This window comes from Lacticaseibacillus sp. 22 (assembly GCF_055413445.1).
On record NZ_JBVAYD010000002.1, the window covers coordinates 88,916 to 113,732 of the forward strand.

Annotated in this window: 27 protein-coding genes and 2 tRNA genes; 18 read left to right on the forward strand and 11 right to left on the reverse strand. The window is 47.1% G+C overall.

Translation table 11 applies throughout. From position 1 onward, the window contains the following. Window positions 1-84: 84 nt before the first annotated feature. Window positions 85-1,020, reverse strand: coding sequence for a magnesium transporter CorA family protein (locus tag ACWP87_RS01715; protein ID WP_014569286.1), 936 nt, complete (start codon window positions 1,018-1,020; stop codon window positions 85-87). Window positions 1,021-1,110: 90 nt separating this feature from the next. Between ACWP87_RS01715 and ACWP87_RS01720 the strand changes: the two genes are divergently transcribed. The 6 genes from ACWP87_RS01720 (at window position 1,111) to ACWP87_RS01745 (ending at window position 5,534) form a co-directional block, all read left to right on the forward strand. Next, window positions 1,111-1,461 carry a DUF488 domain-containing protein gene (locus ACWP87_RS01720; RefSeq protein ID WP_005715174.1) on the forward strand — a complete coding sequence of 117 codons (351 nt, stop codon included), beginning with the start codon at window positions 1,111-1,113 and terminating at the stop codon, window positions 1,459-1,461. A 7-nt stretch (window positions 1,462-1,468) separates the two neighbouring features. Next, a complete protein-coding gene (locus ACWP87_RS01725; protein WP_005691925.1) occupies window positions 1,469-2,041 on the forward strand; it encodes a 5-formyltetrahydrofolate cyclo-ligase in 573 nt (190 codons plus the stop codon). Window positions 2,042-2,205: 164 nt separating this feature from the next. Next, entirely contained in the window at window positions 2,206-3,165 is a 960-nt protein-coding gene (locus tag ACWP87_RS01730) for a hypothetical protein (RefSeq protein ID WP_014569285.1), read from the forward strand. A gap of 298 nt (window positions 3,166-3,463) precedes the next feature. Next, window positions 3,464-4,081 carry a flavin reductase family protein gene (locus ACWP87_RS01735; protein ID WP_014569284.1) on the forward strand — a complete coding sequence of 206 codons (618 nt, stop codon included), beginning with the start codon at window positions 3,464-3,466 and terminating at the stop codon, window positions 4,079-4,081. A gap of 21 nt (window positions 4,082-4,102) precedes the next feature. Then, window positions 4,103-5,050 carry an AEC family transporter gene (locus ACWP87_RS01740; protein ID WP_005684066.1) on the forward strand — a complete coding sequence of 316 codons (948 nt, stop codon included), beginning with the start codon at window positions 4,103-4,105 and terminating at the stop codon, window positions 5,048-5,050. A gap of 10 nt (window positions 5,051-5,060) precedes the next feature. Continuing rightward, on the forward strand, window positions 5,061-5,534 hold the full coding sequence (locus ACWP87_RS01745) for a hypothetical protein (RefSeq protein ID WP_014569283.1): 474 nt from the start codon (window positions 5,061-5,063) through the stop codon (window positions 5,532-5,534). A 120-nt stretch (window positions 5,535-5,654) separates the two neighbouring features. Here ACWP87_RS01745 and lexA read toward each other — a convergent pair whose 3' ends face one another. Beyond that, on the reverse strand, window positions 5,655-6,281 hold the full coding sequence (lexA, locus tag ACWP87_RS01750) for a transcriptional repressor LexA (protein WP_005684070.1): 627 nt from the start codon (window positions 6,279-6,281) through the stop codon (window positions 5,655-5,657). A gap of 683 nt (window positions 6,282-6,964) precedes the next feature. Further along, window positions 6,965-7,159, reverse strand: coding sequence for a hypothetical protein (locus ACWP87_RS01755; RefSeq protein WP_005684071.1), 195 nt, complete (start codon window positions 7,157-7,159; stop codon window positions 6,965-6,967). A 445-nt stretch (window positions 7,160-7,604) separates the two neighbouring features. Between ACWP87_RS01755 and ACWP87_RS01760 the strand changes: the two genes are divergently transcribed. Together ACWP87_RS01760 and ACWP87_RS01765 are read left to right on the forward strand one after the other, a co-directional pair. Continuing rightward, the gene (locus ACWP87_RS01760) at window positions 7,605-8,771 is read left to right on the forward strand and encodes an AI-2E family transporter (RefSeq protein WP_005684073.1); all 1,167 of its coding nucleotides are present in this window, start codon (window positions 7,605-7,607) and stop codon (window positions 8,769-8,771) included. Continuing rightward, window positions 8,764-9,243: a hypothetical protein gene (locus ACWP87_RS01765; RefSeq protein ID WP_005684075.1), complete on the forward strand. Its 480-nt coding sequence runs from the start codon at window positions 8,764-8,766 to the stop codon at window positions 9,241-9,243. The genes ACWP87_RS01760 and ACWP87_RS01765 overlap by 8 nt, the downstream gene beginning before the upstream one ends. A gap of 73 nt (window positions 9,244-9,316) precedes the next feature. On the opposite strand, the gene ACWP87_RS01770 is transcribed toward ACWP87_RS01765, so the two are convergent. Then, window positions 9,317-9,679, reverse strand: a complete 363-nt coding sequence (locus tag ACWP87_RS01770; protein WP_014569282.1) for a hypothetical protein — start codon at window positions 9,677-9,679, stop codon at window positions 9,317-9,319. A gap of 210 nt (window positions 9,680-9,889) precedes the next feature. Between ACWP87_RS01770 and ACWP87_RS01775 the strand changes: the two genes are divergently transcribed. Continuing rightward, window positions 9,890-10,915, forward strand: a complete 1,026-nt coding sequence (locus ACWP87_RS01775) for a zinc-binding alcohol dehydrogenase family protein (RefSeq protein WP_014569281.1) — start codon at window positions 9,890-9,892, stop codon at window positions 10,913-10,915. 32 nt (window positions 10,916-10,947) lie between these two features. Here the strand turns inward: ACWP87_RS01775 and ACWP87_RS01780 are convergent, their stop codons facing one another. Continuing rightward, window positions 10,948-11,247, reverse strand: a complete 300-nt coding sequence (locus ACWP87_RS01780) for a hypothetical protein (RefSeq protein ID WP_005684078.1) — start codon at window positions 11,245-11,247, stop codon at window positions 10,948-10,950. A 153-nt stretch (window positions 11,248-11,400) separates the two neighbouring features. On the opposite strand from ACWP87_RS01780, the gene ACWP87_RS01785 reads away from it, so the two are divergent. The 5 genes from ACWP87_RS01785 to ACWP87_RS01805 all read left to right on the forward strand — a co-directional run bounded on the left by ACWP87_RS01785 (window position 11,401) and on the right by ACWP87_RS01805 (window position 13,614). Next, a complete protein-coding gene (locus ACWP87_RS01785) occupies window positions 11,401-11,706 on the forward strand; it encodes a SemiSWEET family transporter (RefSeq protein WP_014569280.1) in 306 nt (101 codons plus the stop codon). A 169-nt stretch (window positions 11,707-11,875) separates the two neighbouring features. Continuing rightward, a complete protein-coding gene (locus tag ACWP87_RS01790) occupies window positions 11,876-12,214 on the forward strand; it encodes a PadR family transcriptional regulator (protein WP_014569279.1) in 339 nt (112 codons plus the stop codon). A gap of 19 nt (window positions 12,215-12,233) precedes the next feature. Beyond that, the gene (locus ACWP87_RS01795) at window positions 12,234-13,241 is read left to right on the forward strand and encodes a permease prefix domain 1-containing protein (RefSeq protein WP_014569278.1); all 1,008 of its coding nucleotides are present in this window, start codon (window positions 12,234-12,236) and stop codon (window positions 13,239-13,241) included. A gap of 207 nt (window positions 13,242-13,448) precedes the next feature. After that, a tRNA-Ala gene (locus tag ACWP87_RS01800) sits at window positions 13,449-13,521 on the forward strand. Window positions 13,522-13,541: 20 nt separating this feature from the next. After that, window positions 13,542-13,614 (forward strand) — tRNA-Ala (locus tag ACWP87_RS01805). 121 nt (window positions 13,615-13,735) lie between these two features. On the opposite strand, the gene ACWP87_RS01810 is transcribed toward ACWP87_RS01805, so the two are convergent. The 4 genes from ACWP87_RS01810 to ACWP87_RS01825 are packed head-to-tail and all read right to left on the reverse strand — an operon-like array spanning window position 13,736 to window position 17,332. After that, on the reverse strand, window positions 13,736-14,842 hold the full coding sequence (locus ACWP87_RS01810) for an alpha-hydroxy-acid oxidizing protein (protein WP_014569277.1): 1,107 nt from the start codon (window positions 14,840-14,842) through the stop codon (window positions 13,736-13,738). A 39-nt stretch (window positions 14,843-14,881) separates the two neighbouring features. Continuing rightward, window positions 14,882-15,541, reverse strand: a complete 660-nt coding sequence (locus ACWP87_RS01815) for a nitroreductase family protein (protein WP_014569276.1) — start codon at window positions 15,539-15,541, stop codon at window positions 14,882-14,884. Between the two features lie 44 nt (window positions 15,542-15,585). Beyond that, the gene (locus tag ACWP87_RS01820; protein WP_014569275.1) at window positions 15,586-16,431 is read right to left on the reverse strand and encodes an acetoacetate decarboxylase family protein; all 846 of its coding nucleotides are present in this window, start codon (window positions 16,429-16,431) and stop codon (window positions 15,586-15,588) included. Between the two features lie 40 nt (window positions 16,432-16,471). After that, window positions 16,472-17,332, reverse strand: a complete 861-nt coding sequence (locus ACWP87_RS01825; RefSeq protein ID WP_014569274.1) for an SDR family NAD(P)-dependent oxidoreductase — start codon at window positions 17,330-17,332, stop codon at window positions 16,472-16,474. A gap of 206 nt (window positions 17,333-17,538) precedes the next feature. Here ACWP87_RS01825 and ACWP87_RS01830 point away from each other — a divergent pair, with 206 nt between their 5' ends. Together ACWP87_RS01830 and ACWP87_RS01835 are read left to right on the forward strand one after the other, a co-directional pair. After that, a complete protein-coding gene (locus ACWP87_RS01830; protein ID WP_014569273.1) occupies window positions 17,539-19,020 on the forward strand; it encodes a PucR family transcriptional regulator in 1,482 nt (493 codons plus the stop codon). A gap of 89 nt (window positions 19,021-19,109) precedes the next feature. Further along, window positions 19,110-19,490: an iron-sulfur cluster biosynthesis family protein gene (locus tag ACWP87_RS01835; protein ID WP_005684085.1), complete on the forward strand. Its 381-nt coding sequence runs from the start codon at window positions 19,110-19,112 to the stop codon at window positions 19,488-19,490. 142 nt (window positions 19,491-19,632) lie between these two features. Here ACWP87_RS01835 and ACWP87_RS01840 read toward each other — a convergent pair whose 3' ends face one another. Both ACWP87_RS01840 and ACWP87_RS01845 read right to left on the reverse strand, forming a co-directional pair. Next, window positions 19,633-20,925, reverse strand: coding sequence for a sensor histidine kinase (locus ACWP87_RS01840; protein ID WP_014569272.1), 1,293 nt, complete (start codon window positions 20,923-20,925; stop codon window positions 19,633-19,635). After that, entirely contained in the window at window positions 20,922-21,617 is a 696-nt protein-coding gene (locus ACWP87_RS01845) for a response regulator transcription factor (RefSeq protein WP_005684088.1), read from the reverse strand. The genes ACWP87_RS01840 and ACWP87_RS01845 overlap by 4 nt, the downstream gene beginning before the upstream one ends. A gap of 598 nt (window positions 21,618-22,215) precedes the next feature. On the opposite strand from ACWP87_RS01845, the gene ACWP87_RS01850 reads away from it, so the two are divergent. Both ACWP87_RS01850 and ACWP87_RS01855 read left to right on the forward strand, forming a co-directional pair. Continuing rightward, window positions 22,216-22,623, forward strand: a complete 408-nt coding sequence (locus ACWP87_RS01850; RefSeq protein WP_005691892.1) for a GtrA family protein — start codon at window positions 22,216-22,218, stop codon at window positions 22,621-22,623. Then, window positions 22,610-24,817, forward strand: coding sequence for an ArnT family glycosyltransferase (locus ACWP87_RS01855; protein ID WP_014569269.1), 2,208 nt, complete (start codon window positions 22,610-22,612; stop codon window positions 24,815-24,817). The genes ACWP87_RS01850 and ACWP87_RS01855 overlap by 14 nt, the downstream gene beginning before the upstream one ends.

Here is a 24,817-nt window from a genome sequence, read left to right on the forward strand (position 1 = left end):
TAGAATCGATTTTTATATAGGATTTTTCTCTCATAGTTAGCTTCAAACAAGCCAATTTTGCGGGCGTTGAAAGTATCTGCCACTTTAAAAGTAATCCTTGCGCCACAACCACCATGCGGCAAGACCGCATAAAACCGCGGTGCCGCCAATCAGCCACCAAAATGCCCAGTACGCATTCTCAAATGGCAGCCGTACATTCATACCGTAAATTCCCCCAACGATGGTGGGAATGGTCAAAATAATTGTCAGGCTCGTCAAGACCTTCATGATGAGGTTCAGGTTATTTGATACAATCGCACTCACAGCAGTCGAATACTGCTCCAATAATTTGTTCGTAATGCGGACCATGGTTTGAGCCTCAACCACCTCGACTTCCACGTCATGCAGCCGACGAAGGTAACCAGCCGCCGTGAAAAAGCGTTCGCCTGCACGTAATGACTTGAGTAGGTTCCCCGAGTGCTCTAAGGCCGCATCAAAAAAGACCAGACTCTTTTGCATCGCCATCAATTGATAAAGCTGAGTATTTTTAGCTGCTTTGCCTAGACTGCCTTCAATCTGTTTGGTTTCGTCATTTAATTGATCCATGTCAATCACGAATTGGTGCAACACTAACCACAAAACTTCCAAGGCAAATTCTTCCGGTTTGGAGGATAATGGCTGCGCGGCCAAGTCGTCAAAAGCCCGCAATGGATGCTGCATAATCGTGATAACGCGATCGGCCAGTAAGATCATCGTGAGCGGTACGGTGTTAAATTGGCGGAATCCTAATTCATTGGTTATTTCGATTGGATACCGTAAAACAATTAGGCCCGGCATCTTATCAGCCGGATCCAGCCCTTCTACCCGTGCATTTTCATGTTTATCCAAAGCCGCATCGACATAGGTTTGCGGAAGTCCGTAAGTGGTTGCCAAGGTTTTCAGTTCTTGGGGTAAAGGAGATTGGACTCTAATCCAGTTAGCCTGATCATCCGTTGCCACCTGCACATTGCGGTCTTTTTGAATTTGATAACACGTAATCATGATGACACCTCTTTTAATTAGTATACCGTATCGCGACTAGAACATTCACGACTTGCCAAGACTGGTATCATAAGAAATGAGGTGATCGATATGAAAGTAACACTCGAACGGATTTATCAAAAACCCCAAGCCCAAGGTTTTCGCGTTCTTGTTGACAGAATCTGGCCACGTGGCATCAGCAAGGTCAACGCGGCATTGGATTTATGGGCCAAAACCATTGCGCCATCTCCGGAATTGCGCAAATGGTTCGGTCATGACCCGGAAAAATACCCTGAATTTAAAGAGCGTTATTTGACGGAGCTAGAGAAAAATCCGGATTTGCCAAACTTCATTAAAACTTTAAAGGAACACGAGCAGGATCCGGTTATCATGTTATATGGAGCTAAAGATGAAACCCATAATCAAGCGGTTGTCTTAAGCGAATTCCTAAAAAATAAGTGAGGTTGTCATGTCTACGAAAGCCGAATTTCGCTCCCGTCAGCTCAAGCGCCTACAAACAGCGGCCAAAGAAACCCAGATGGCTGGAGAAAATCTATTGGCAGCATTAGTGAAAACCCCGCTGTGGCAGCAAGCTGACAGTATCGGGGTCACGGTTAGCGGACCTTTTGAAGTTCCCACTGCCCCTATCATTGCAGCTGCTCATGCTGCCAACAAAGCTGTGTTCCTGCCGCGCGTTATGCCTAAACGTCAAATGGTTTTCCTGCCAGACCCCGGTTTTGATCAGCTAGTAACCAGTCGTTTCGGTATTCCCGAGCCGCCTTATCATGCCGATCAAGTTGAGCCGGCCCCTGATCTTTTGATTGTTCCCGGAATCGGTTTTTCGCTGGCAGACAATTTTCGTATTGGCTTTGGCGGCGGCTATTATGATCGTTTTTTAGCCGATTACCCAGGCCATACGGTGACGCTGGTGCCACCGGTTATGGCGTTTAACCAACCAGACTGGCCAGTTGAATCTTTTGATATGCCGATTGAAACTTTGATACTTGCTAATGGCAACATCATTGTGCAAAAGTCATATTAGACATGATCCTGTCATTAGTGTTTTAGTGGGCCGCCGCTATCGACTGTATCACGTACAAAGGTTTATGTGATCGCAGTATACCGGCAGCTCATTTGTGATACTTCTGGTTCATCCTCATCTATCCCAGTTTTGAACAAAATTCATTTTATCTCAGGAGGCAATCCATGCGACGTGAACGTATTCGCCGGAATCGCAGAACGCTTTACCTCACACTAGCCGGAATCGGCGCGATTATTCTGTTTATCGGTGTCTTCATCTGGCTAGTGCTTCGGGGAGCCAAGGTTCAAGGACCCGTCGCTTCCTCTTCAAGCAGTAGCGCATCATCCACCTCGGCAGTCACCCAGTCTTTTAAAAGCGGGACTTATACCGCTACTGGCGATGTCACGGACGAAAACGGTGTTCATCACGATCTTACTGTTTATGTGAAATTAACGACTGCCAAAACCTACACCCGCCTGCTCATCATTGACGCGCATAATCAGCCACAAGTCATTAATGATACCGGTAGTATTAAACAGAAAAAAGGTAAGTTGACGCTTGTATCCGATCACGCCAATGTCTACACTTACACGACGACCACGACATACAAGCACAAGCAGGCATCAACTGTTGATGAATATTCAGCCAAGGACGCATCTGGCACCGTGCTGAGTTACACAACTGCCTTGAAGAAAGAGTTCAACAATACCATCTCGTTGAAGGGTAAAACGCCTCATAATTATCACTATTTAACAACTAGTTTGCCTCTACAACGTTCTAAGAAAAAGCTTGTCAGTCTAGCAGATTTTAAAACCTCGCAGACTGCTTCAAGCATTTCTTCAAGTTCAGTCATCAGCTCGGTACCGTCATCAACAAACTCCCAAACTAGTCATTCTGTTTCCTCAACTGTTTCCACTGAACCACCATCTTCTGCCGCCCCTAGTGTCGAAAGTCAGCATAGCCAAAGCGGCGCGTCAGGTAGCAATCCGGCTCAAACTGGCGGTCAGGGTACGCAGACTGGCGACGATTCCGAAAAGCCTGGTAGCGATCAAAATAACCAGCCGCCAGCCAGTTCGTCTAGCAGTCAGTCACCATCTCCGACTGATCCCGGATCAAATTCTGCTACTGATACCAGTCCCCATTAATCAATCGGTCCTCCGATGCCTATACGGCGATGTTTGCGATCTCAATCGCCAAACATCGCTTTTTTGTTCGCGCTAAGTCTCACTGGGTGATGCCTTACGTTTGGCTATTAAGCTCGACTGCCGCTGTGCCCTGACAACTTTGAACAAACTAGTGAGTGCTTGAGAATGCCAAACGAGCTTGTCCTTTTGACGCCATTCGTTCCCTGCGCTACACTTGCAGTCGTGACGTACTTTTGGGCTACACCAGCTTCTATTGCAAGGTCTCACCATCGGATTTGTTATGTACTGGAGGTCTACGATGATTAACCTATCTGCCAGCGAACTTTCACCGCATGAACAATACAAGCTTTTGTCCGGCAGCATCATCCCACGGCCAATCGCTTGGATTACCACCCAGAATACAGCAGGTCTCATTAATATAGCACCATTTTCGTTTACAACTGGGATTTCCAATCAGTTGCCGTTGTTATCGGTTGCGATTTTGCGCGAACGCCAAGTGCCAAAAGATACTGCGGCCAACCTCCTTGCTCGCCATGAAGCGGTTGTGCACATGGTTAGCACTGATCTTACCAAGGCGATGAATCAAACCGCAGCAAGGCTGGCTCCTGATCAAAGTGAATTAACGCTGATTGATTTACCATTGATTCCCAGCACGGAGATTCAGGTGCCGGGTTTACAAGCTGCTCGCATTCGCTTTGAAACCATTCTTTACCAATATGTCCCCATTCGTGATGCGGCGGGAATCATCATGACGGATCTCTTTATTCTAGAAATCCGTCAATTTCATTTTGCAGAAACCGTGCTTGATTTACCGACACTGCATGTGAATACAACCGCCTTGGCCCCCATCGCACGGCTTGCCGGTCCCAACTACGCCGAATTGGGACGAACGTTTACATTGCGGCGACCAAAATAATTTATAAGGAAGTGGCGGTATTTGACAGCATTTATCTCAAGCGTTTTTGGCGTTTTCGAAATTCTCATTCTCATCATCATCGGCTACTTTCTAACGGCGCGCGGTTGGTTTAACAGCCACTCTAGCAAGGTCATCGCCAAGGTGGTAACCCAAGTTGCATTGCCCGCTTATATGATTGTCACCATCTCATCGAAGTTCACTGCCGGCATGCTTTTGCGCTTGCTACCGGATTTGTTCTTCCCGGTGTTATCCATGATGATCCTTTTCGCCTTGTCATTTCTGGTTTGTTACTTGTTGAAAGTACCGAAGTCGCGAAAAGGCACCTTTAAGTCCATGTTCTTCAATTCCAACACGGTTTTTATTGGTTTACCGGTGAATTTGGCACTGTTTGGTCCTCGCAGCCTTCCTTACGTCCTCGTTTATTACATGGCCAATACCACTATTTTTTGGACAATCGGGGTTTATCTTATCCAAGGTGATGGGCCCAAACCGGCACGCTTTGATTTAAAAAAGGCGCTCGGCAAGGTTTTCTCACCTCCGTTATTAGGCTTCATGTTCGGGATTGTGCTCGTCTTATTGAACATCAAGCTCCCGGAGTTTCTAATGGCGGATCTGACATATGTTGGTGACTTAACGGTACCCGGATCCATGTTTTTTATCGGCATTGCCTTGCATACGGCCGGCTGGCGGCAGTTGCGGCTCAGCAAGGAAGCATGGGGCATCTTTAGTGGCCGCTTTCTTTTTGCGCCGCTACTCATGACCGCATTGGTTGCTTTTGCTCCGGTTCCGACCTTGATGAAACAAATCTTTATTCTCCAGTCCTGCATGCCGGTCATGACCAATGCACCGGTTGTGGCCAAACTCTATGACGCCGATGCTGACTACGCTGCCATCATGGTCACAGAAACCACCTTGCTATCAATGATCGTGATTCCTATCGTTATGACCTGCATCCAATTTATTCACTAGGAGCTCGGAAATGAAAAAGCTGATATGTCTTACCATCTTAATCTTGCTAAGCGGCTGCTCTTCCACAACCCCGACAGGCAAGTCTACATCCAAACAGCCAGCGACCAGCACCGTCACCAGCCACGTCAAGCCCACTAAAAAGACCGTTCCCAAAGCCACTTTGAGTACACTTGTCGGCCACGCGTTCGTCCAAGTCGATAATCGCAAAAAGGCCATCCGGATCACTTCCTCAACCAGCGGCTACTATCTTGAAACCTTATCCAACCAAGGCGGCGTCTTTGAAAGTACCGATCAGGGAATTTTTGCCGCTCAGCTTACATTAAAAAGTCGAGTTTTCACCTTCACGGGTAAAGCGCAGCCACAAGCGGCCAGTTCTACTTTGCAATTCCAGCTCACCAAAAAAGGTCAACTCAAGCAACTTCCAAATGGACCCGTTTACAAAAAGGTGCCGCAAGACGACCTTGATCGCCTCGCCCAACCTTGATATTTGCAACGTTGACATCAGGGTACATAATCAAAAAGACATTTACCACCACTTCGATAAAGTAGCTGGTAAATGTCTTTTTGATGTGAGGGCGATTCGTCCTACTGAATTATGAGCTGATTACACAAGCGCCGGCCGATATAAACTAACGACAATTCCGAGAATCGTGACACTTGGGAAGTACATATCATCCATATCATCATTTTCCGGATGCAGACGAACGCCATGCTTTTCTTTGTAAAAGCGTTTAACCGTTGCCTCATCCTCTTCGGTCATCGCAACGACAATCTGGCCATTTTCGGCATCATTTTGTTTCTTGACAATAATCTGATCGCCGTCTAAAATGCCGATCTTAATCATCGAACTGCCTTGGACCCGAAGCATAAACAATTCATCGGCGGAATACGGAAGATCGTCAGGGACAGGAAAATAATCATCAATATTTTCAATCGCCGTAATGGGAACCCCTGCGGCAACCGTTCCGACAATCGGGATTCCTTGTGCCTGAACCCCAATAAAATCAAGCCCTGCTGCCGTGACTTCAATGGTCCGCGGTTTAGACGGATCTTTGGCAATCAAGCCAGCCGCCAGCAACTTCTCCAAGTAAGCCGCGACCGTACTGGAAGAGCTGAGTCCGACTGATTTACCGATTTCGCGAACCGTGGGCGGGTACCCATGATCCTCGATCGCTTCATAGATTGTTTGTAAAATCTGTTTCCAACGTTTCTGACTTGCTTGTGTTGGCATCCGCTCACCGCCTCGTTCTCTTTTGTTACACTCAGCATACCAATACGAACGGACGTTTGCAATTGTTTTTGCTGTTTCATTTGAAAAAACTGTCGTTAGGCGCAACAAAATATCTTTTTTGTCTCAATATTAAGACCATTAACACTTTTTATCTGTGTATGGACCGCGCTCCCCAGCGCAGAGACGTGCGGGTAAGGACCTTGGTCGCAATGGCCAAAGACCGGCATTACGCCGAAGCCCGCTTACACTTCGGTCCCTTACCGCGCCGGCTCGCGCTCACAAAACAATCTAAGACATAATTCGATCTCAGGATGTGATGCCCACTAAAATCCGAATACTATAGCTGAGAAAGTAAATAAAGTAGTTCTGGGCCGTGCCAAACTCCGCAGTCTCCGGCCGGATGGGGTGGCGACGCGAAGCTAGAGCGGAGACGGCGCTTGGAGCCTGCAAGACCGGCAGTCTCCAAGTCGCCTAACAACATCAGCGACAAAGCCCGGTCGCTGTGTTGTTCCACGGCTGAGCCCCATCCGACCTACGACTGCTCCGCTTTGGCACTGGAATCGTTAAAGCTCATTTATACTAATACGGAAAAGCAAAAAAGCGTACTATTTCTTGTAAAAACCTGAAATAGTACGCTTCTATTTTGAAGCTGTGAATTATGACTCAGCCTCTCGTTTCATCAATTAATTATGCAATAATGGCATCTTATGCATCTGACGCCGATCACATCTGCTCTTGATGACTGCATAGAAGAAGCTTAAGAAAATATCTAGAGCCATCAACAAGATGCCGGCCGTCGCATAGTTGCTAAACAATAGCAACGTTGCGACCAGGGTCAGAGTTATTAATGTCCATTTAGCGCCCCGAAGTATGCTCATATGGGGTCACTCCTCTCCGTATCGGATGAACCGACATTGACTCACCGTTTTGGTTGTGACTTTATCATACCTGATTTTTTTGATTTGTAAAGCTTTTGTATATGTAAAATTTACATTAAGTGCCTTTGTTTAGGCTTTTATAATATTTGTAACGATTTCAGCGTGTTTTTGTAAATTTTATGTAACGACTGCAATTACACGTTCTTGACATTTCACGGAACCCATCCTCGAAAAATGCTACTCAGTCGAGTATCATTGTTATACAAGGTGTACTTGATTTTTGTGCTTAAAATCAGCGCTAAAGTGACGGCTTCAGCTGTCGGTTACTGACAAGGTTAACTTGCCAGCCCTACGTTTGTTTTGTAAGGGCTTTTGTGACTGTCTGACCGCTTTGGCGTGCTGTGACCGGAATATAACCTTTACCGTTATTAGAGGAGGATCGCCTTTGAAACGTACCGACTCGTGGCTCTATCGCCGCTTTGTTAATAGTAAGTTCATGATTCTGCTAGTTGATTTGCTTTTGGCCCTGCTAGTCATTTTTGTCTTTACCAAAATTGCTTGGGTCTTTCAACCAGTCGTTGATTTTCTAGGGATTATTGCGCCGCCATTTATTTTTGCCGGCATTCTCTTCTATCTCACCGTTCCGATTATCAACCGCCTTGAAAAAGCCGGGTTGCATCGGGGCTTGGCAATCGGATTGCTGTTCATTGTTTTGATTAGCCTGCTGGTCTGGGGCTTATTACGGTTTATCCCTGCTGTCAGCAATCAAATCACCAGTATCGTTGATTCCGCGCCGCAAATATTTACCGAAATCGGCAAATGGTTAGACGATTTAAATGACAAACAGAACATCCTGTCGCAACATGATCTCAACGAAATTGCCAATGAAGTCCAGACTTTCTTCACGGGTAAACAAGGTGCCTTTGTGACTGGTACCATTTCACAGCTGCAGAATCTGATTGGCATTGTCGGCAATGTGGTCGTCACAATTTCCACTGCGCCCATCATCCTCTTCTTTATGCTAAAAGATGGCGATAAGTTCACGCCGATGATCTTGCAGATTGTGCCAACAAAACTGCGCCGCTCGGTTAAGCAAATGCTCCATGAAATGAATGAAAAAGTCGGTTCATACGTGCAAGGTCAGATCACGGTTGCATTATGCGTTGCGGTGATGTTCATGATCGGCTATTCGGTTATCGGGTTGCGTTATGGTTTGATTTTCGGCTTGTTGGCTTGCCCGTTGAATCTGATTCCTTATTTCGGCTCGGCCCTTGCGATGATCCCACCGCTAATCATGGGCGCGTTGACTTCTCCACGCATGATTCTCGCCGTGATTGTCGTCTTCTTTATTGAATGGTTGATCGAAACGCAACTGATTTCGCCGCTGGTTATGGGCAGCAAACTTGAACTTCATCCCATTACCATCGTGGTTGTCCTGCTCACAGCCGGCAATCTCTTTGGCTTGGTCGGGGTCATTCTCGGCATCCCAGGTTTTGCCGTTTTGAAAATTGTCGTCACGCGATTCTTTAGCTGGTATCAGCAGGTTTCTGGTTTGTACGAATCAGATCACCCCACAGATGAAGTTGACCAAAAAGGAGTACCTCATGAATAGTTTTAATGTGTTATTGATCGGACTGGACATCGTTTTAATTGGCCTAGCTGGCTACTATCTTTTTTGGCAAAGTAAGATTCAATTTACTTCCCGATATGCAGTGTCTCAGCTTATCTGGGCCGTGCTGCTTGGCTTTTGGTTTATGACAACCAGAGTTAACAACATGCCGTATATTATTTTCATCTCGATCTTTTTGGTGTTATCCATTATGGCAGGGACTGGCGGACTGGCCCCTACTCGCCTGATCGCCAACGGTTTACTGGCGCGCGTGATTCCATACACGCACATGTCCAGTATCACCTTGACACCGGTAAGCCTTCCAAATGGCCAAGAATGGGTTGTTGCCGTATTTGCCCTTAGCAAACGGCGGATGGTCCGCCTGACGTTTCAGGCCAGTCTTCAAAACCTGTTAACCGAACTGTCAAAAGTACTGCCAAAAACGGTTCCTGTAACCGTCCAGCGTATGAACTAGCACGCATACGTAAAAGCAAAAAAGCTCCCCGAATGAATTCTTCGGAGAGCTTTTTTGCTAGTCGTCATTAACACTATTCATCGATCTTTCGAATAGCCAGGAGCGCAACCAATACCACGGCCAGGCCAGCACCCGTCACCAGCATCTGCCACGGCGCGGTGACATCCAGGAAGTAATAATCAATCAGCGCCAGCATTAACCCGGCGAACAAAAGATCAATCCAGAAACGTCGCCACCGAGTCCTGGCTGCAGCATCTAACAATAAGACGATACCAATCAAGGCGGATAATACAATGCCAAAACTAATTGTCGCAATTGTCCCGATCGTATCAGCCGGTCGCATCGTGTACCACGCGAAAAATGCAAACCCCGCCGCTGCCAGTACTAAGACAATGACCAGGCCTATCAATTCACGTTTTGATCCAAATTTTTTCACGAGCAGCCTCCTTAAAGCTATCGTCTTCACGTCATGTTCATCGTTAATTTTTTATGATTCGTCAATCGGCATCGAATTTTTCGAGCTGGGTTGCGCACACTTGGCTTGTTTCGCCAATATCCTGCACATTTTACCAAATAACCTGTGCATTTCCAACTCACTTCATAAAAAGGTTACAATAACGACAGATTAAACGAAAGGACGATTCAAATGTCACAAAATATTGCGATCGGTTTTACTGAAGGCTTACCGATCACTGCCGAAAACAGCTTCCAAAGCTTTGCCCTCCCTGTCCCGACTCCCCAACCAAATGAAGTCGTTGTACAGGTTGACGGCGTATCGGTCAATCCGATTGACACCAAACGTCGGCAAGCGGCAACGCGACAAGCAACGCCACAAGTGCTGGGATATGATGCAGTTGGAACCATCACCCAAGTTGGCGCACAGGTTGCTGGTTATCATGTTGGCGATCGGGTCATTTACGCTGGCACCACCTGCAAACCCGGCAGTAATCAGCAATATCAGGCAGTTGACGCACGACTAGTTGCCCTCGCACCACAACAAGCCCCCACTGCTGACTTGGCAGCACTGCCACTGGTCGGATTGACGGCTTGGGAGTTGCTATTTGAAAAAATGGGCTTCATCCCTGAATACAATGCGAATAAAGGTCAACAATTACTGATTATCAATGGCGCTGGCGGTGTCGGTTCCATGCTCAGTCAGTTAGCCCATTGGAGCGGCTTAACCGTTTTAGCCACGAGTAGTCCCAAAAATCATCCATGGCTGCGCGACCATCACGTTGATGTGCCGCTCGATTACCACCAGGATCTGATCGCCCAAATCCATCAAGCCGGCATTCAAACCGTTGATGGTATTGCAATCCTCTATCATCCCGAACCGTATCTAGCTGCTGCCAGTCAGTTAATTCAGGCATTTGGCCATATTGGGTGCATTGTCGGTCCGCAAGCCGGGCTTGATTTGGCAGTCGTCAAAGATAAAGCAGCCAGTTTTGATTACGAGTATATGTTTGCCAAAACCGATTTTTCGTACCGCATTGCTTCTCAAGGCGCGATCCTCAGCAAACTTCTAACCCTGTATCAAGACGGACAAATAAAGGCTTCGGTAACCAAAGAATTCACCAGCATTAATGTAGCAAACTTAAAAGCTGCCACTCAATTAGTAGAAGAAGGGCATATGGTCGGTAAAGTCGTTTTGACTGGGACCTTTTCTCTGTAAATGATGCCTCCAGTTGCTTTAAGATCAAGGTTTTATTTCCGGAAACCTAAAGCATGCTGCAATGCAATCTTTGCCCCTTCTGAATTCAGCTGGCCGGGATCATAGATAATCGTTCCATCACCCATATAATAATGAAATTGTTGCATCACTGCTCGATTTATAACTGTGCGTAGGCGCAATTCATCATTAATGGCATCTAACAACTTCTCACTCCATGTCTTATCCATCATTTCAGGGATATCCCGTTCGGTCACAAACCCCTTATCCATGATCGCATCGGCACCTTCCTGCTTCTGAATCCGAGTGACCATATCTGTCTCTTTGTCTGCCATAAAGTTCCCTCATTTCGTGCTTTTTCAGAAAAAATAAAAATTGACCAACGCGATGCTGGCCGCCTATTCGATTCTATCACAGCCATCACCTCGACTTGGCATTTAAGACCAATCGTGTTAAAGTTATTTTTATCCTAAAAGGGGGCATTTTAGATGCGCGTTGATACTGGGAAATATCCTGATGGTGTTGACCCCGCCCGAATAAAGCGGCTCAAACTCCTCAGTAAGCTGGCAACTTTCACCTGTATTTTAATGTATGTTTCGTACATTCCGGAAATCATTGCAAACTTTTCTGGAAATCCAGTCAATCCAATTCAACCATTAGTAGCAATGGTTAACGCTACCTTATGGACTTGCTATGGCTGGTTAAAAACTTACAAAGATTGGCCAATCATTATCTCTAATATGCCAGGTATTCTGTTTGGGCTGGTTACATTCGTTACTGTTTTTGTACATTAATCGACTATCAGCAAACACCTTCATGATTGAAGGTGTTTTTTTACTTTACCTGATGAAGTAATCGTGTTAGTATTACTTCATCAGATGCAGTAGTCAACGAATGGCACCTTTGCCAGTTAGTTCACGGCCACCGCTGCACCAACCAACCCTGCACAAAGGAGGCGCGCTCGTGATCAGTAGTGATGCCATGCGTGGCTATAATGACGTCCTTATTCTCGCCATTTTGCATCAAGGCGATTCGTACGGTTACAAAATTGGCAAAGAAATTCGCGAGCGAACCGCGGGACAATACATCATTCGCGAGACCACCCTTTACGCCGCCTTCAACCGTTTAAGTAAAAATGGCTATATCGAAGCTTACCCCGGTGCCGTCACAAATGGAAAACCGCGAACTTACTATCGCATCACCACAAGCGGTCAAACCTTTCTCGCAGTTAAAGCCGCAGAATGGCGCCGTGTCAAAACCGTTGTCGATTTATTCCTGAATCAGCCGTTAACCGATCTTTAGCCTTTGGAGGAACCTGCCCATGGATACGATTAAAACCTACTTAGATAGTCTATTCGCCTCACTACCCGATAATGCCAAAACCCAACAGGCAAAAACCGACATGCTCGCCAACATGCGCGACTATTATCGCGATTTGCTACGGGACGGTAAAAGTGAAGAAGCAGCCATCGGTGCTGTGATCAGTGCATTTGGTTCCTTAGACGAGTTGCGCGCTGATCTGGGCCTTCCGGTGCAATCCGATCCCAACCGTGCTGAAACGGCGGCCGACGATGATGCCATTACCGAATCAGAACTGCGGCATTTTTGGCAAAGCGTTGACCATTTTGCCACACAAATCGCGCTTGGCGTATTGCTATGCTGCATCAGCGTCGCCTTACCTGCTTATGCCGGCACCTCTCGTTATGAAGTGTTCGGGGTCATCGGCATGTTCCTACTAGATGCCATCGCAGTCGGTCTCTTCATTTGGGCAGGCACCACTTACAGCCAGCAAAAAAAGTTACCCAATGACCGAACAATCACCAAAAGCGCCAAGCACCTTGCCCAACAAGAAACGGCGGCCTATAGTCGGCAATTCGCTGCGGGCCTGATCGTTGGCATCATGATTTGCATCTGCTCGCTCATCCCTGCCATCCTCTCTGAATACATTAGCCATTTTATCAGCGATGACGCAGGTGGCGCGCTGTTTCTCATTATCGCAGGATTAGGTACTTATCTTATTCTTTATGTTTCCATTAATTATTCGCAACTGAAACGTTACACCTACGCCACAACAGTCCCAAATTCAGCTCCGAAACCCCATGACGAACACACAAGCAGTTGGTCCGCAGCAAAACACCACCATAACCAGCGTGCACGTCAAGACATTGCACTTTTCCGGCAAGTTTATTGGCCACTGATTCTTGTCACCTACTTCTTGGCCTCAATCCTTTTTGATACCTGGAGCTATTCTTGGCTCATCTTCGTTGTCGGTGGTGTGCTCCAAAACGTCTTCATTGCCCTTATCACCCGGCGAGCTGAATCAAGATAAGCTTGATGGAACCTTTCTAAAGTTGGGCGCTATCATTTTAAAATCAATCGTATGGCCGCCTTTTCTGCAAGTGCCTCGTATGTGCTTTCCAAGATAAGCATGGTTTCCACTATTATTTCCCTTGCGTAACGTCAAACATCCTTGCCCAATTACGGTCAATCCCCTTTACACCAACGTCGAAGTTCAGTACAATTAGATTTGTGTTTTGGGTCCATAGCTCAGTTGGGAGAGCGCCTGCTTCGCATGTAGGAGGTCGACGGTTCAAGTCCGTTTGGATCCATTAGTACCAAGTTGCATGGCGGGTCTTTAGCTCAGTTGGGAGAGCGCCTGCATGGCATGCAGGAGGTCGACGGTTCAAGTCCGTTAAGATCCAGAAAAAGCGTCAATCACTTTTGAGGTACTCCTCATCGTGATTGGCGCTTCTTTGATATTCTTTTCTCTAGGAACATTTCGGCTCATTAAAGCTTTAAGCTAAACACTCTAGACCAGTAAACCTAATTGAAGCTCGTCTTCACCCTCATCTGCTTCACATCCGCCATCGTCTGGCAGCCGGTCAGCTGCATGGCGATGTTGATTTCCATTTTCAGATGATCGGCAACATCTTTGACGCCTTGCCAGCCGCCAAGTGCTAACCCATAACTAAATGGTCGACCAATGCCAACGAGATCAGCGCCTAGTGCCAGCGCTTTGAGTACATGGGTGCCGCGCTGAACACCGCCGTCAAAGATGATGGGAACGCGATGATCCACAGCGGCGGCGATGGCGGGTAACTGTTCAATGGCGCCTGGTGCCCCGTCGAGTTGGCGGCCGCCATGATTGGAGACGTAAATTCCCGCAGCACCTGCTGTAATGGCAGCAACGGCATCAGCAGGGTGTTGGATGCCTTTGATAATAATCGGCAAGCCTGAATAACTGGCTAATTTACTGATCAGGCCAAGATCCAGCTTTTGCATGGATTCTTTAAACAAACCGCCTGCGCCAACCCCGGATTGCCCTGTGTTATAGCCTTCGAGGTTGGCAAGTCGGCCTTTGAGATGGTAATGATTCATCACGTCTTTTTCACGATAACCGCCTAATGTTGAATCTGCTGTCAAAATGATGGCCAGTGCACCGGCCTGTTTCGCTTCGTCTAGCAAGTATTTACAATATTCCCAGTCTTTAGGCATATATAACTGAAACATGTATGGCGCACCATCGCTGACCGCTGCGGTTTCCGCGATGGTTTTGGAGGCAAAGGTGCTTTGGGCCATCATGATACCGGCTTCTTTGGCGCCTTTTGCTAAACCGAGTTCACCGCTTGGGTGGGCTAAAGTGTTGCCGGCAATGGGAGCGGTTAGCAGCGGTGAAGCAAGTTTTGCGCCCATAAATGTTGTTGACTGATCCGGATTTTCAACGCCTTGTAACACACGTGGCAGCATGTGCACGTCTTGAAATGCCGTTGTATTGCGGTGCATGGTGTAGCCATCGTCAGAGCCCTCACTGATGTACCCGAATTCACCGCGACCAAGGACTTTTTCAGCGCGCGCTTCTAAACTTGCTAAATCTAACACATCAATTGCGTTAACTTTGCCGAATGGATCGGTTTTCACTGCATCTACCATGATTGGTTTCCTTTCTTCTTTGCAGTTAATGTGACTCGGTTAATCTAGGTAATCAATCAGTTGCTTGACGTCATAGCGCTCTGTTTGTAATGGCTGTTCGGCGGCTTTTCCGATGGCAACTGCCATGACCGGTACAAAGCGTTTAGGATCCAGGCCTAATGTTGGGATGATCGTTTTAAAGTCATACCCGGACCATGGATTGGCGTCATATCCGTGTGCTCGGGCTAGAAGCAACAATTGCATGGCAACCATAGCGCCGTCAATGGTCGCATCTAAAGTCAGAAATTCAGGTGAGGCATGTTCGTACAGTGGTAGGAAGGTGTTGAAGATTTGGTCCAGCTTCTCTTTACTGATTTTGCCTGCCTCGTAAACCTTCGTCCACACATCGCGATAGACCTCATGTGATTGGGTATCGCCGGCAACGAAAATAATGGCGGAACTGGTATCAATTTGCGGATAGTTGAATTTCATGGCCGCTTTTTTCAACTTCTCTTTGCCTTCAGGGGTGTCAATGATGACAAAATGCCACGACTGCAAATTGCAAGCGGACGGCGCGGTTGTTGCCTCCCGAATCATATCTTGCAGCTCATCGCGGCTGATTTTTACCGTTGGATCGAACTTGCGAACCGAATGCCGATCGAACATCACCTTTGCTAAATCGTTATTAGTTAATTTATTTGGCGCTACTGTTTCTGTCATTTTAAATTACCTCATTTCTTAATTAATATGTTAACCGTTTTCATTCAGATAGTATAGGTTGTTGCGAATGGATTCATCATACTGCGGTCATAACGACCTGTAATCAGATACGGTGCCGTCTTATTGGCATTAACTTCTTCCAACCTCAGTGTCTTAAACATTGTTGAAGTGGCAAAATGGTACCACATTGCCCCAAGTGGTTTGAGAACAGGTAACTCTCCAAACGGATCATCCTCGGTTGAGTCGAGTTTGATGGTCAATTTTCCCGGTTCAACTCGGTCGGCTAGTGATTTCATCTGAGTCGCCAGCAACGCAACATTGGAAAAATGATTGGCTCCTTGCTCATCTTGGACAAGCTGATAGTCGAAGAAGAAACTGTTCATGATTGATTCCTGATTCAGCGCAAATTGACTACCAAATGTTTTTAAAATCTCGGGATCATTGACATCCCCTGCTTCCCAAGCAACAGTCAGCAAAGTTTTACCGTGACGCGCCACTGTTGCCGTTGCTGTTTGGTCATTGCGGCGAAGGGTGATGCGATCGGCTAACTTTTTAGGGATGCTTGCCCCTTCTCGCCCAGCAACTAAACCTGCTTCGGCACCGGGACCGTGCAGCAACAGCGTCAAGGGATATGAGCCCACCAGCTTATCTTTATAACTGACAAGGGCAAATAAGGTCTGCTCCAAATACGGTGCGCCAAAACTGGGCCGCCCCATGTGGACAACATAGCCGCAAATAATCGGTGCGACTAACTTCAACGGCGCTGGAATCAACTTGGCCAAAGCGTCCGGATCGGTAGCATAGGCAAAACTAATCCCTTCCTGGTCATTCATACTCGGTAAATTCAAAAATTTTTCAACATCTTTTTGCGCTACAACATAACTAGACATGCTGATCACTCCTTTTATGCGTCAGTGTTGGCTGATACCTTTACATAATTCCGTCCATCACGTGAACATCCGGCGCGCCGTTTTTTACAATTCGATTAATCCGATCAAGAATCAGCGGATTGAATTCCGGATGCGTCAGGATATAAAACTGATCGTCTTCGAGCGCTTTGAAAACAGTTGCGGCAATAGTATCAATCGGCATGCCGTTGGTAATCACATATTTAGCAAACTGCTGGCCTTTTAAAAATGCTTCACTTTGATAATATGGGTCACTTGAATCCTGGTATTGAACGGGACGATGCTTTTCAGTGTGATAAAGATCAGTTTGCACAAATCCTGGACACATCACGTGCATCTCAATATCGGCTCCGGCACGTTGCAGATCGTAGGCGGTTGCTTCCGTAAGACCGACACTGGCAAACTTGCTTGCATGATACGCAGGCATTCCCGGTGTGTCGACTAAACCGGCGATTGACGCAACATTGAGAATCGCTCCATGCGTCTTTTGCGCCATCATAATAGGAATAATGCGTTTCATCATATAGACCTGGCTCATCACGTTAACGTGTAAGATCCACTCCCAATCACGCGTCGGCAGTTCCCACATTCTGCCAGGCAAAGCTATTCCGGCATCATTAATTAACAAATCAATCTGCTTAAAAGTACGCAACGTTTGATCAATTGCCGTGTTGACTGCTGATTCTTTCGTGACATCTGCCGGAATCATGATAGCGTCAGCGCCTCGAGCCACCACCAGCTGATAGGTTTCATTCAAGGCCGCCTGATCAATATCAATCAAGGCCAACTTCATCCCGCGTTTTGCCCCTTCTTCGGCAATAACCCGACCAAAGCCGTGAGCCGCTCCGGTAATGATCATGACTTTCCCCTTAAAATCTTTCATGCTTGATTTCCTCCTTCACTCTGCTGCTAAAGCCGTTAAAGACGTTGGCTTAAACGGCATATGAACATTCATACTTCCGAATACGCCTTTACGATAGCGCTTTCAAAACGTATCATGAATATAGTATTTGCACATAATTGAGCAAATACTTTTGGTGGTTTTTGCCAAGCATCAAAATTCCGTTATTTACGCTGAAGGTGGCTATTATGAAATTGACAACACTTCTGCATCGTCTAAATCAAACAATGCCGACTGGCTCGGTGCCTGCCAACATCAATCCCGATATCATCAATATGCAGCTAGGTGCTCTGCGGACAAATCAGGTGCCAGCCATGACGTTTGAGGTTAAGGTGGAAGCCAATCAGCCTCTTCAGCTAATCATGCCGTCTTCACGAACAACACCGGCAACTTCGATCCAACTACCGCACTCATCCCCAAAAGAATTACCGCTACTTTTTGAACGCATCGGGTGTCTTTTAACCACCAAAACCGATCTCCAGGAACAAACGAATCACTTGGCTCTCAAAGCGATCACGGATGACTTTGATACAGTTCTTAAACAAAGTGCGCGCATACTTGGCAATCCGCTGGCAGTTGTCGATTTGGTCGGTCATCCGGTAGTGACGACTTTAAAAGTTGAAGATCACCAGTCATTCCAACAATATTTGCAATTGGATAATGGGCTGACAGCAAGCAAATCGGCACCTCCAGATCATTTTACGATCCCGAAGCGACCACAAATCAGCTTATCGGCTAGTCAATTGCCACTTTTATACTTACCACCGAGTTATCACAATGACGCATTGGGATATCTCGTCATGCCGACCATGCAAACGCCACTGAATGCGCGGCAATATACTCAGTTCGCCGCTGTCGCACCAATTATCACACGCTCATTAGTCAAGAATCGAATCATCCCAACTGCAGCCTCAAAACGTGACCATTTACTCACAATGTTGCTGACCGAACAGCAAACCGAAACCTTTGCCGCTCAATTTGCGCGACAAAAAGCCATCCTCCCGTCAAGCATGGCCTTAATCAAGGCCGAACCTTGCACGAATCAATCACTAGCAGCTTTAAGAGAACGATTAAAATATTTTTCTACACCGTTCTTTGCCCAAACTTTGGTGACTATCTACCATCATCAATGTTTAGCGCTTGTTTCGCTTGATTTACCTGAATACAACAGCCAGTCGTTCAAAGAACATCTGGCAACGATTGCTGCCCGGACCGATTGCCGCTTAATTGTCTCGAACCAATACGATCGGCCAGAGGATACCATCGCTGCTTATGCTGTTTGCAAACGAACGGCCAAGCTTAAATTACCTCGCAATCCGGTTATTTTTTGCGAAGATGCTTTTTTTGATTTAATGTTGGCTCAGGTTGATCACGTCGAAATTCTGCCGTTCTTCATTAACCCCGCCGTAAAAAAGCTCATGGTTTATGATCAAACGAATAAAACCGAACTTCTACCAACGCTTGATGCGTATTTGGAAGCAGGCGAAAACCTCACGCACACGGCTAAACGACTTTACATTCACTTCAATACCCTGCGCTATCGACTCAATCATATTAGCGAGTTAACCGGCCTCGATTTGAAAGATGCTGAAACTTGCTTCAAACTTGGCGCCAGTTTTAAAGTCCGCCGATATCTGGATCATCGCCAACTTAGCCTCCACCACAAATAACCAGTAGCTGTTTTCCAATTACCAGTGAGTCAAAAAAGTTGCTTTTACTGCTTAATCAGCCTACATTGGCGTCGAAAGGGGTTGATCTGATGCAAATCCATTTTGACGAAGGAGCTGTGAACAAGATCCAACCGCATTTGGGTTCGGACAAGAAGTTGCTTTTGACGTTTGAAGATGGTGTTGGACCGTATTCGCAGCACGCGATGATTCATATGCAAGTTCAATTCTCACTTAATGTCGTCAAGGCTAGTGACCCAGCAACCGACTATGACACTGAGATCAGCAGTAATCTTGGACCAATTTTGATCAAGGGTTATTCGCAGGAAGACTTAAATGCCAATATGCATGTCCATTTCAACTCGACCTTAAATACTTTGGTTTTAAGTGGTGATGGTGGCGACATTGATACCAACATGGGCTTCATTGATTTCACACAAGCCAATGGTGTCCGCAATAATCCGGCCCGTTAAAAGCTAAAACGGGTAACTTGGCTTGTCCGACGATCCGCAACCAAAGCTTCACACTGCTGCTTCACCCTTAATTTTTCAACCATGAAAATAGCCGCCTCCAAGCCTATGAGTTTGGAGAACGGCTATTTTTCGTATTTAATTTTTAAATGCCACGCGGTTTGTTTGGCAAGGTCACAACAAAAGCGGCACCATGCGGATGGACATCTTTTACTTCGATATGGCCATGATGGATGGTCACAATCCAGCGGGCAATGGCTAGTCCCAGACCGCTGCCACCGGTTTTTCGGCTGCGGGATGCATCTTCGCGATAGAAACGCTCAAAGATACGTGATTTATCCGCGTCAACAATGCTTGGTCCGGAGTTGCCCACCACCAGTTGCCACTCTTTTGAGGTTTGGGTGACCTTCACCCAGATGGAATCGCCGGCTTGCGTATATTTAAATGCATTGTCCAGTAAGATAACCAGTAACTGTTTAATCCGTGCAGCGTCAAACCAGGCATGGCTTTTTGGCGGAATCGTGGTGGTAAACGATTTATCCTGACTAATCGAAATGTCGTGATAAGAAGCCAGTTGCGGGGCCAGTGTTTGATCAAACCGCAGATCGATCAATTCGATTTCAATCGTGTTGCTATCGGCCTTGGCAATTGTCAATAAATCATCCGTGAGTTGCCGCAAGCGTTTGGTCTCGCCCAGTGACGTCGCAATGGCCTCGCTTTCGTCAATAATGGTGGCTTGTGGCTTGGTTAGCAAGGCTTCCTGTTTACTTTGAATCACAGCCAGCGGTGCTCGTAGTTCATGCGCTGCGTCTGCCACAAAATCCTGCTGCCGCTGCCATGACCGAACAATCGGACGCATTGAACGGGTTGATAACCAATAAGACAAGCCCAGTGCCAACGCCCAAAATAGGATAATCGTCAAAATCAGAACCTGACGAAAAGAACGAATCGCGGCTTCTTGAGCGTCCGTATTTTGCAAGATCAACACATAATGCCCGGCATATTGAGGATCTGCGGCCGTCACCGGAACCTTCACCAGTAAAGTTCTAAAGGTGCCATTTGAAGTCGGCAAATTTTGCAACTTATTAACTGCCTGACGATCTAGTTTTAACGTTTTGAAATAGGCATAAAACCGTTCACCTAACATCGCCTGATTGATGATTTTTCCTTTTTTATTAAAAACCACCATGTTCATCCGAAAAGGTACTGGTCGTGAAGTCACCGGGCGTCCGGGACCACCTGCACCGCTCATGGTTTGTGCCGGCTTGGTAAGCATTATTTTTTGTTGTTCCAGCGAATGATCGATATCTTGATAAATCGAACGTTCATAAAGGAAAAAAACAATGACCCCCAACACTAGAAAAAGTCCGGCAAAGCTCAGTAGTTGACCGATAAATAAACGTCGCTGTTGTCGCTTAATGCCTTTATCTGCATTCATGCACGGTCCTCCGGTTCCTGAAAGATGTAACCGACATTGCGAATTGTTTTGATCCATACATCGGCTTGCATCGGTTTTAACTTTTTGCGCAGGTTCGACATATAAACTTCGACGACACTGACAGCCGTATCCGAATCAAATCCCCACAACCGATCAAAAATCTGATCCTTCGTAATAATGGTTTTTTGATTCTGTAATAAGTACACTAACAAGTCGAATTCTTTTCCATTCAACGCTACTGGTTTGTCGTGAATTAAGACTTCGTGCCGGTTTAGGTGGACTTCAAACGGACCGGCTGTTAACCCATCCTCATCAAAAAAATGTCCTGTCCGCTTTAACAATGCTTTTAACCGCATAATGAGCTCTTCACGGTGGAATGGCTTGGTAAGGTAATCGTCACCACCCAACTCAAAACCACGCACCTTATCTGTCAGGGCATCTTTAGCCGTCAAAATAAGAACCGGGGTCTTCACTTGCTTAGCTCGCAGCTGTTTAAGCAAATCAAACCCATTCAGCTCTGGCAGCATGATATCCAGCACAATAGCATCAAAAATCCCCTCTTCTGCCAAATACAAACCATCAGCACCCGTCAAAGCAGCTTCAGGCTGAGAAAAGTCCCGAATAAAATCAACAATACTCTCATTCAGATCAGGATCGTCTTCAATTACAAGAATTTTAGGTTTAACTATCATAAATTCTCCTCTAAAAGTGAGCGTGAGCCGGCGCGCTTAGAAACCGGAGTGTAAGTGGCCTTGGGCGTAATGGCCGGGCTTTGGCCATTGCGCCCAAGGTCCTTACATGTAGGCCCCTGCGCCGGCGAACGCGTTATGGTGAGCTGAGCGTGAGCCGGCGCGCTTAGAAATCGGAATGTAAGTGGCCTCAGGCGTGATGGCCCGCTCTTGGCCATTGCGCCTGAGGTCCTTACACGCAGGTTTCTGCGCCGGGGAGCGCGTTATGGTGAGCTGAGCGTGAGCCGGCGCGGTTAGAAGCCGGAGTGTAAGCGGCCTCGGACGTGATGGCCGGGCTTTGGCCATTGCGTTCGAGGTCCTTACACGCAGACTTCTGCGCCGGCGAACGCGTTATGGTGAGCGTGAGCCGGCGCGCATAGGGGCCTAACCACCAGCCGCCAACCACCATCCCCACCAAAGCCAATGTTTCAGTCTTATCAATCACAGCGTCAGCTTAACATGAAAATCATAAACTCAGCTTAAGAAAAAAATTGCTGGCTTTAAGGTTAATTTATGCTGCATCTCGCATACTAATCCCATTCATCAAGAAGGGAGCGATTCGATGCGCCAAAAGCTGAAACAATTCATTGGCTTCGGTTTAGTCGGTGGTATCAATACTATTTTGACATACTTGCTTTACCTGACATTATACCAATTGATCAATCCAACCGCTGCGATGGGTGTCGGCTATGGATTAACGTCAGTTTTAGGACTTTTCCTCAATGATACCTGGGTCTTTAAGGTTAAAGATCACCGCGACCTTAAAAGTGTGGCACCACGATACTATTTTTCGTATGGTCTCACCTTTATCATGAGCCTGATACTCACAAGCTTCTGGAATGATGCATTGAATTTACCAAAACCATTAGCACCGATGTTTGCACTTATGATTACCGTCCCAACGAACTTCCTTTTAAGTAAGTTCTGGGTATTTCGAGAAAAGGGAGTTACGGCACATGAAAAAAATTAAACAGTGGACCCTTGATTGGTGGCTCATTGGCATTCTCGTTCTGGCTGCGTTTCTTTACAGCTGGAATATCTGGGAAGCAGGAAACGCTAATGATTATTACACGGCTGCTATCACCAGTATGATCCAAAGTTGGCACAATTTCTGGTACGGCGCATTTGATCCCGCTGGCTTTATCACCGTTGATAAACCACCGGTAGCGCTTTGGTTCATGGCCATTTCCGCCAAAATTTTCGGCGTTCACGGCTGGTCAGTTGTTTTACCCTCAATTTTGTTTGGCATCGGCAGCGTGGCGCTAATCTATAACATGATCAAACCCCGCTTTAATGTTTGGGCCGCCCGCTTAGCTGCATTGGCACTTACCTTAACGCCTATCGTTGTCGCGGATTCCCGAACAAATAACATGGACGCCACACTACAGTTCTTTCTGCTGCTCGCCAGCTGGTGCCTGATGAAAGCAATCACCAACCGCAAGCCCTGGCTGGTCATCATGAGCTTTGCTTTGATCGGTGTCTCGTTCAACATTAAAATGCTCCAAGCGTTCATGATTTTGCCAGCCTTATTACTCTTTTTCTGGCTTGCATCAAAGCAGCAGCTATGGCGCCGACTGGCTACACTGGGGATTGCATTAGCCGCGATGGCTGTCATGACACTTGCCTGGCCACTACAGGTGGACTCAACCGCCGCCAGCCAGCGGCCCTATGTCGGCAGTTCCCAAACGAATTCAGAAATGGAGCTGGCTTTTGGCTATAACGGTACTGAACGATTATTGGGCCAAACAACCGGTACCGGTGCGGCTTTCCCCGGTATGGGCAACAGCAAGACCAAAGCGACTGGTGAAATGAACCCGACATCTGGGGCGACCAAAGGCAACAATAGCAAAACCGGCACGGCACCGACTGGCACTAAAGGAAATCCACCAACCGGCACAAAGGGCACAACCGGTACGCCACCTGGCGGAAATGGTGGTGGTCGCCCGGGTAATGGTCAAGGTCAGGGCGGCACGCCGCCAGCCGGAACTAACGGTAAACAACCTACTGTGAAGACCAAATCCGGCACATCTACAAATAACGCCCCTGCAAACTTTGCAGAGGGCAACTTTAAAGGCGGCCGTGGTACCGGTGGTGGTGCAGCTGGCGGTCGCGGCGGTGGCGCCTTTTCAATTGGGAATGCCGGGCCACTGCGCCTGCTGCAATCTGATCTTGGTCCACAAATAAGCTGGCTTGCACCGATGGCTATCATTGGCTTTATCAGTGCCTTTGCTTATTACCTTGATCGAAAACGCAAATGGTACCAAACCACAAGTCAGCAAAATCACTTGCTTTTCTGGCTGGGTTGGCTTGTGCCAGTCGCAGGCTTCTTTTCAATCGCCAGTTTTTTCCACCCTTATTACACGATTATGCTTGCGCCACCACTCGCGGCACTATTCGGTATCGGCACAGTCACCATGTTTAACCAGTTCAGATTAAGCTTCAGGCACTGGCAGAGTTGGCTGCTCCCGCTTGCACTTGCCGCAACGACTGCACTTCAGACTTGGTATGTCAGTCTTTACTATCAGTGGCAACCGATTCTTGTAGTCATTGCCGGTGTAATCGGTTTGGCGCTGCTCTTCATCGCCCGAACCAAAACCTGGCGGAAATCGGCGCTGGGCGTGGCGATTGCCGCTATCTTAGCCGCACCAGGTTTCTGGTCGTTGACACCGACACTTGCCGGTTCGTCATCAGGCATTCCAACCGCTGGCCCTACTTTGCTAACGTCAGGCGGTAATAGCGGTGGTATCGGTAGTGGCAGTGTCAATAGCGGTTTATTGAAGTACGTTGAAGCTCATCAAGGCAATGCCAAATACCTTTTTGCTACCAGTAACGCTAGCACTGCCGCCCCGTATATTATCAAATCCGGTAAAGCGGTTATGGCAATCGGTGGATTTAACGGCACTGATCCGGCAATTACGTTGAAGCAATTCAAAGCACTGGTCAAAAGTGGCGACATGAAATATTACCTGTCATCGGGTCGCTCCGGCAATTCAAAGATTGAAGCGTGGGTCGAAAAAGTCGGCAAAAAGGTGGCCGCAAGCAAATACGGCAGCAAGACAACCACCAACGCCCAAAGCAATCAAGGTGGTCGTATGGCAATGGGCGGCATGGGCAGCATGGGCAGCGGCACGCTGTATGAACTTGATGCCAGCATGGTGAAGTAA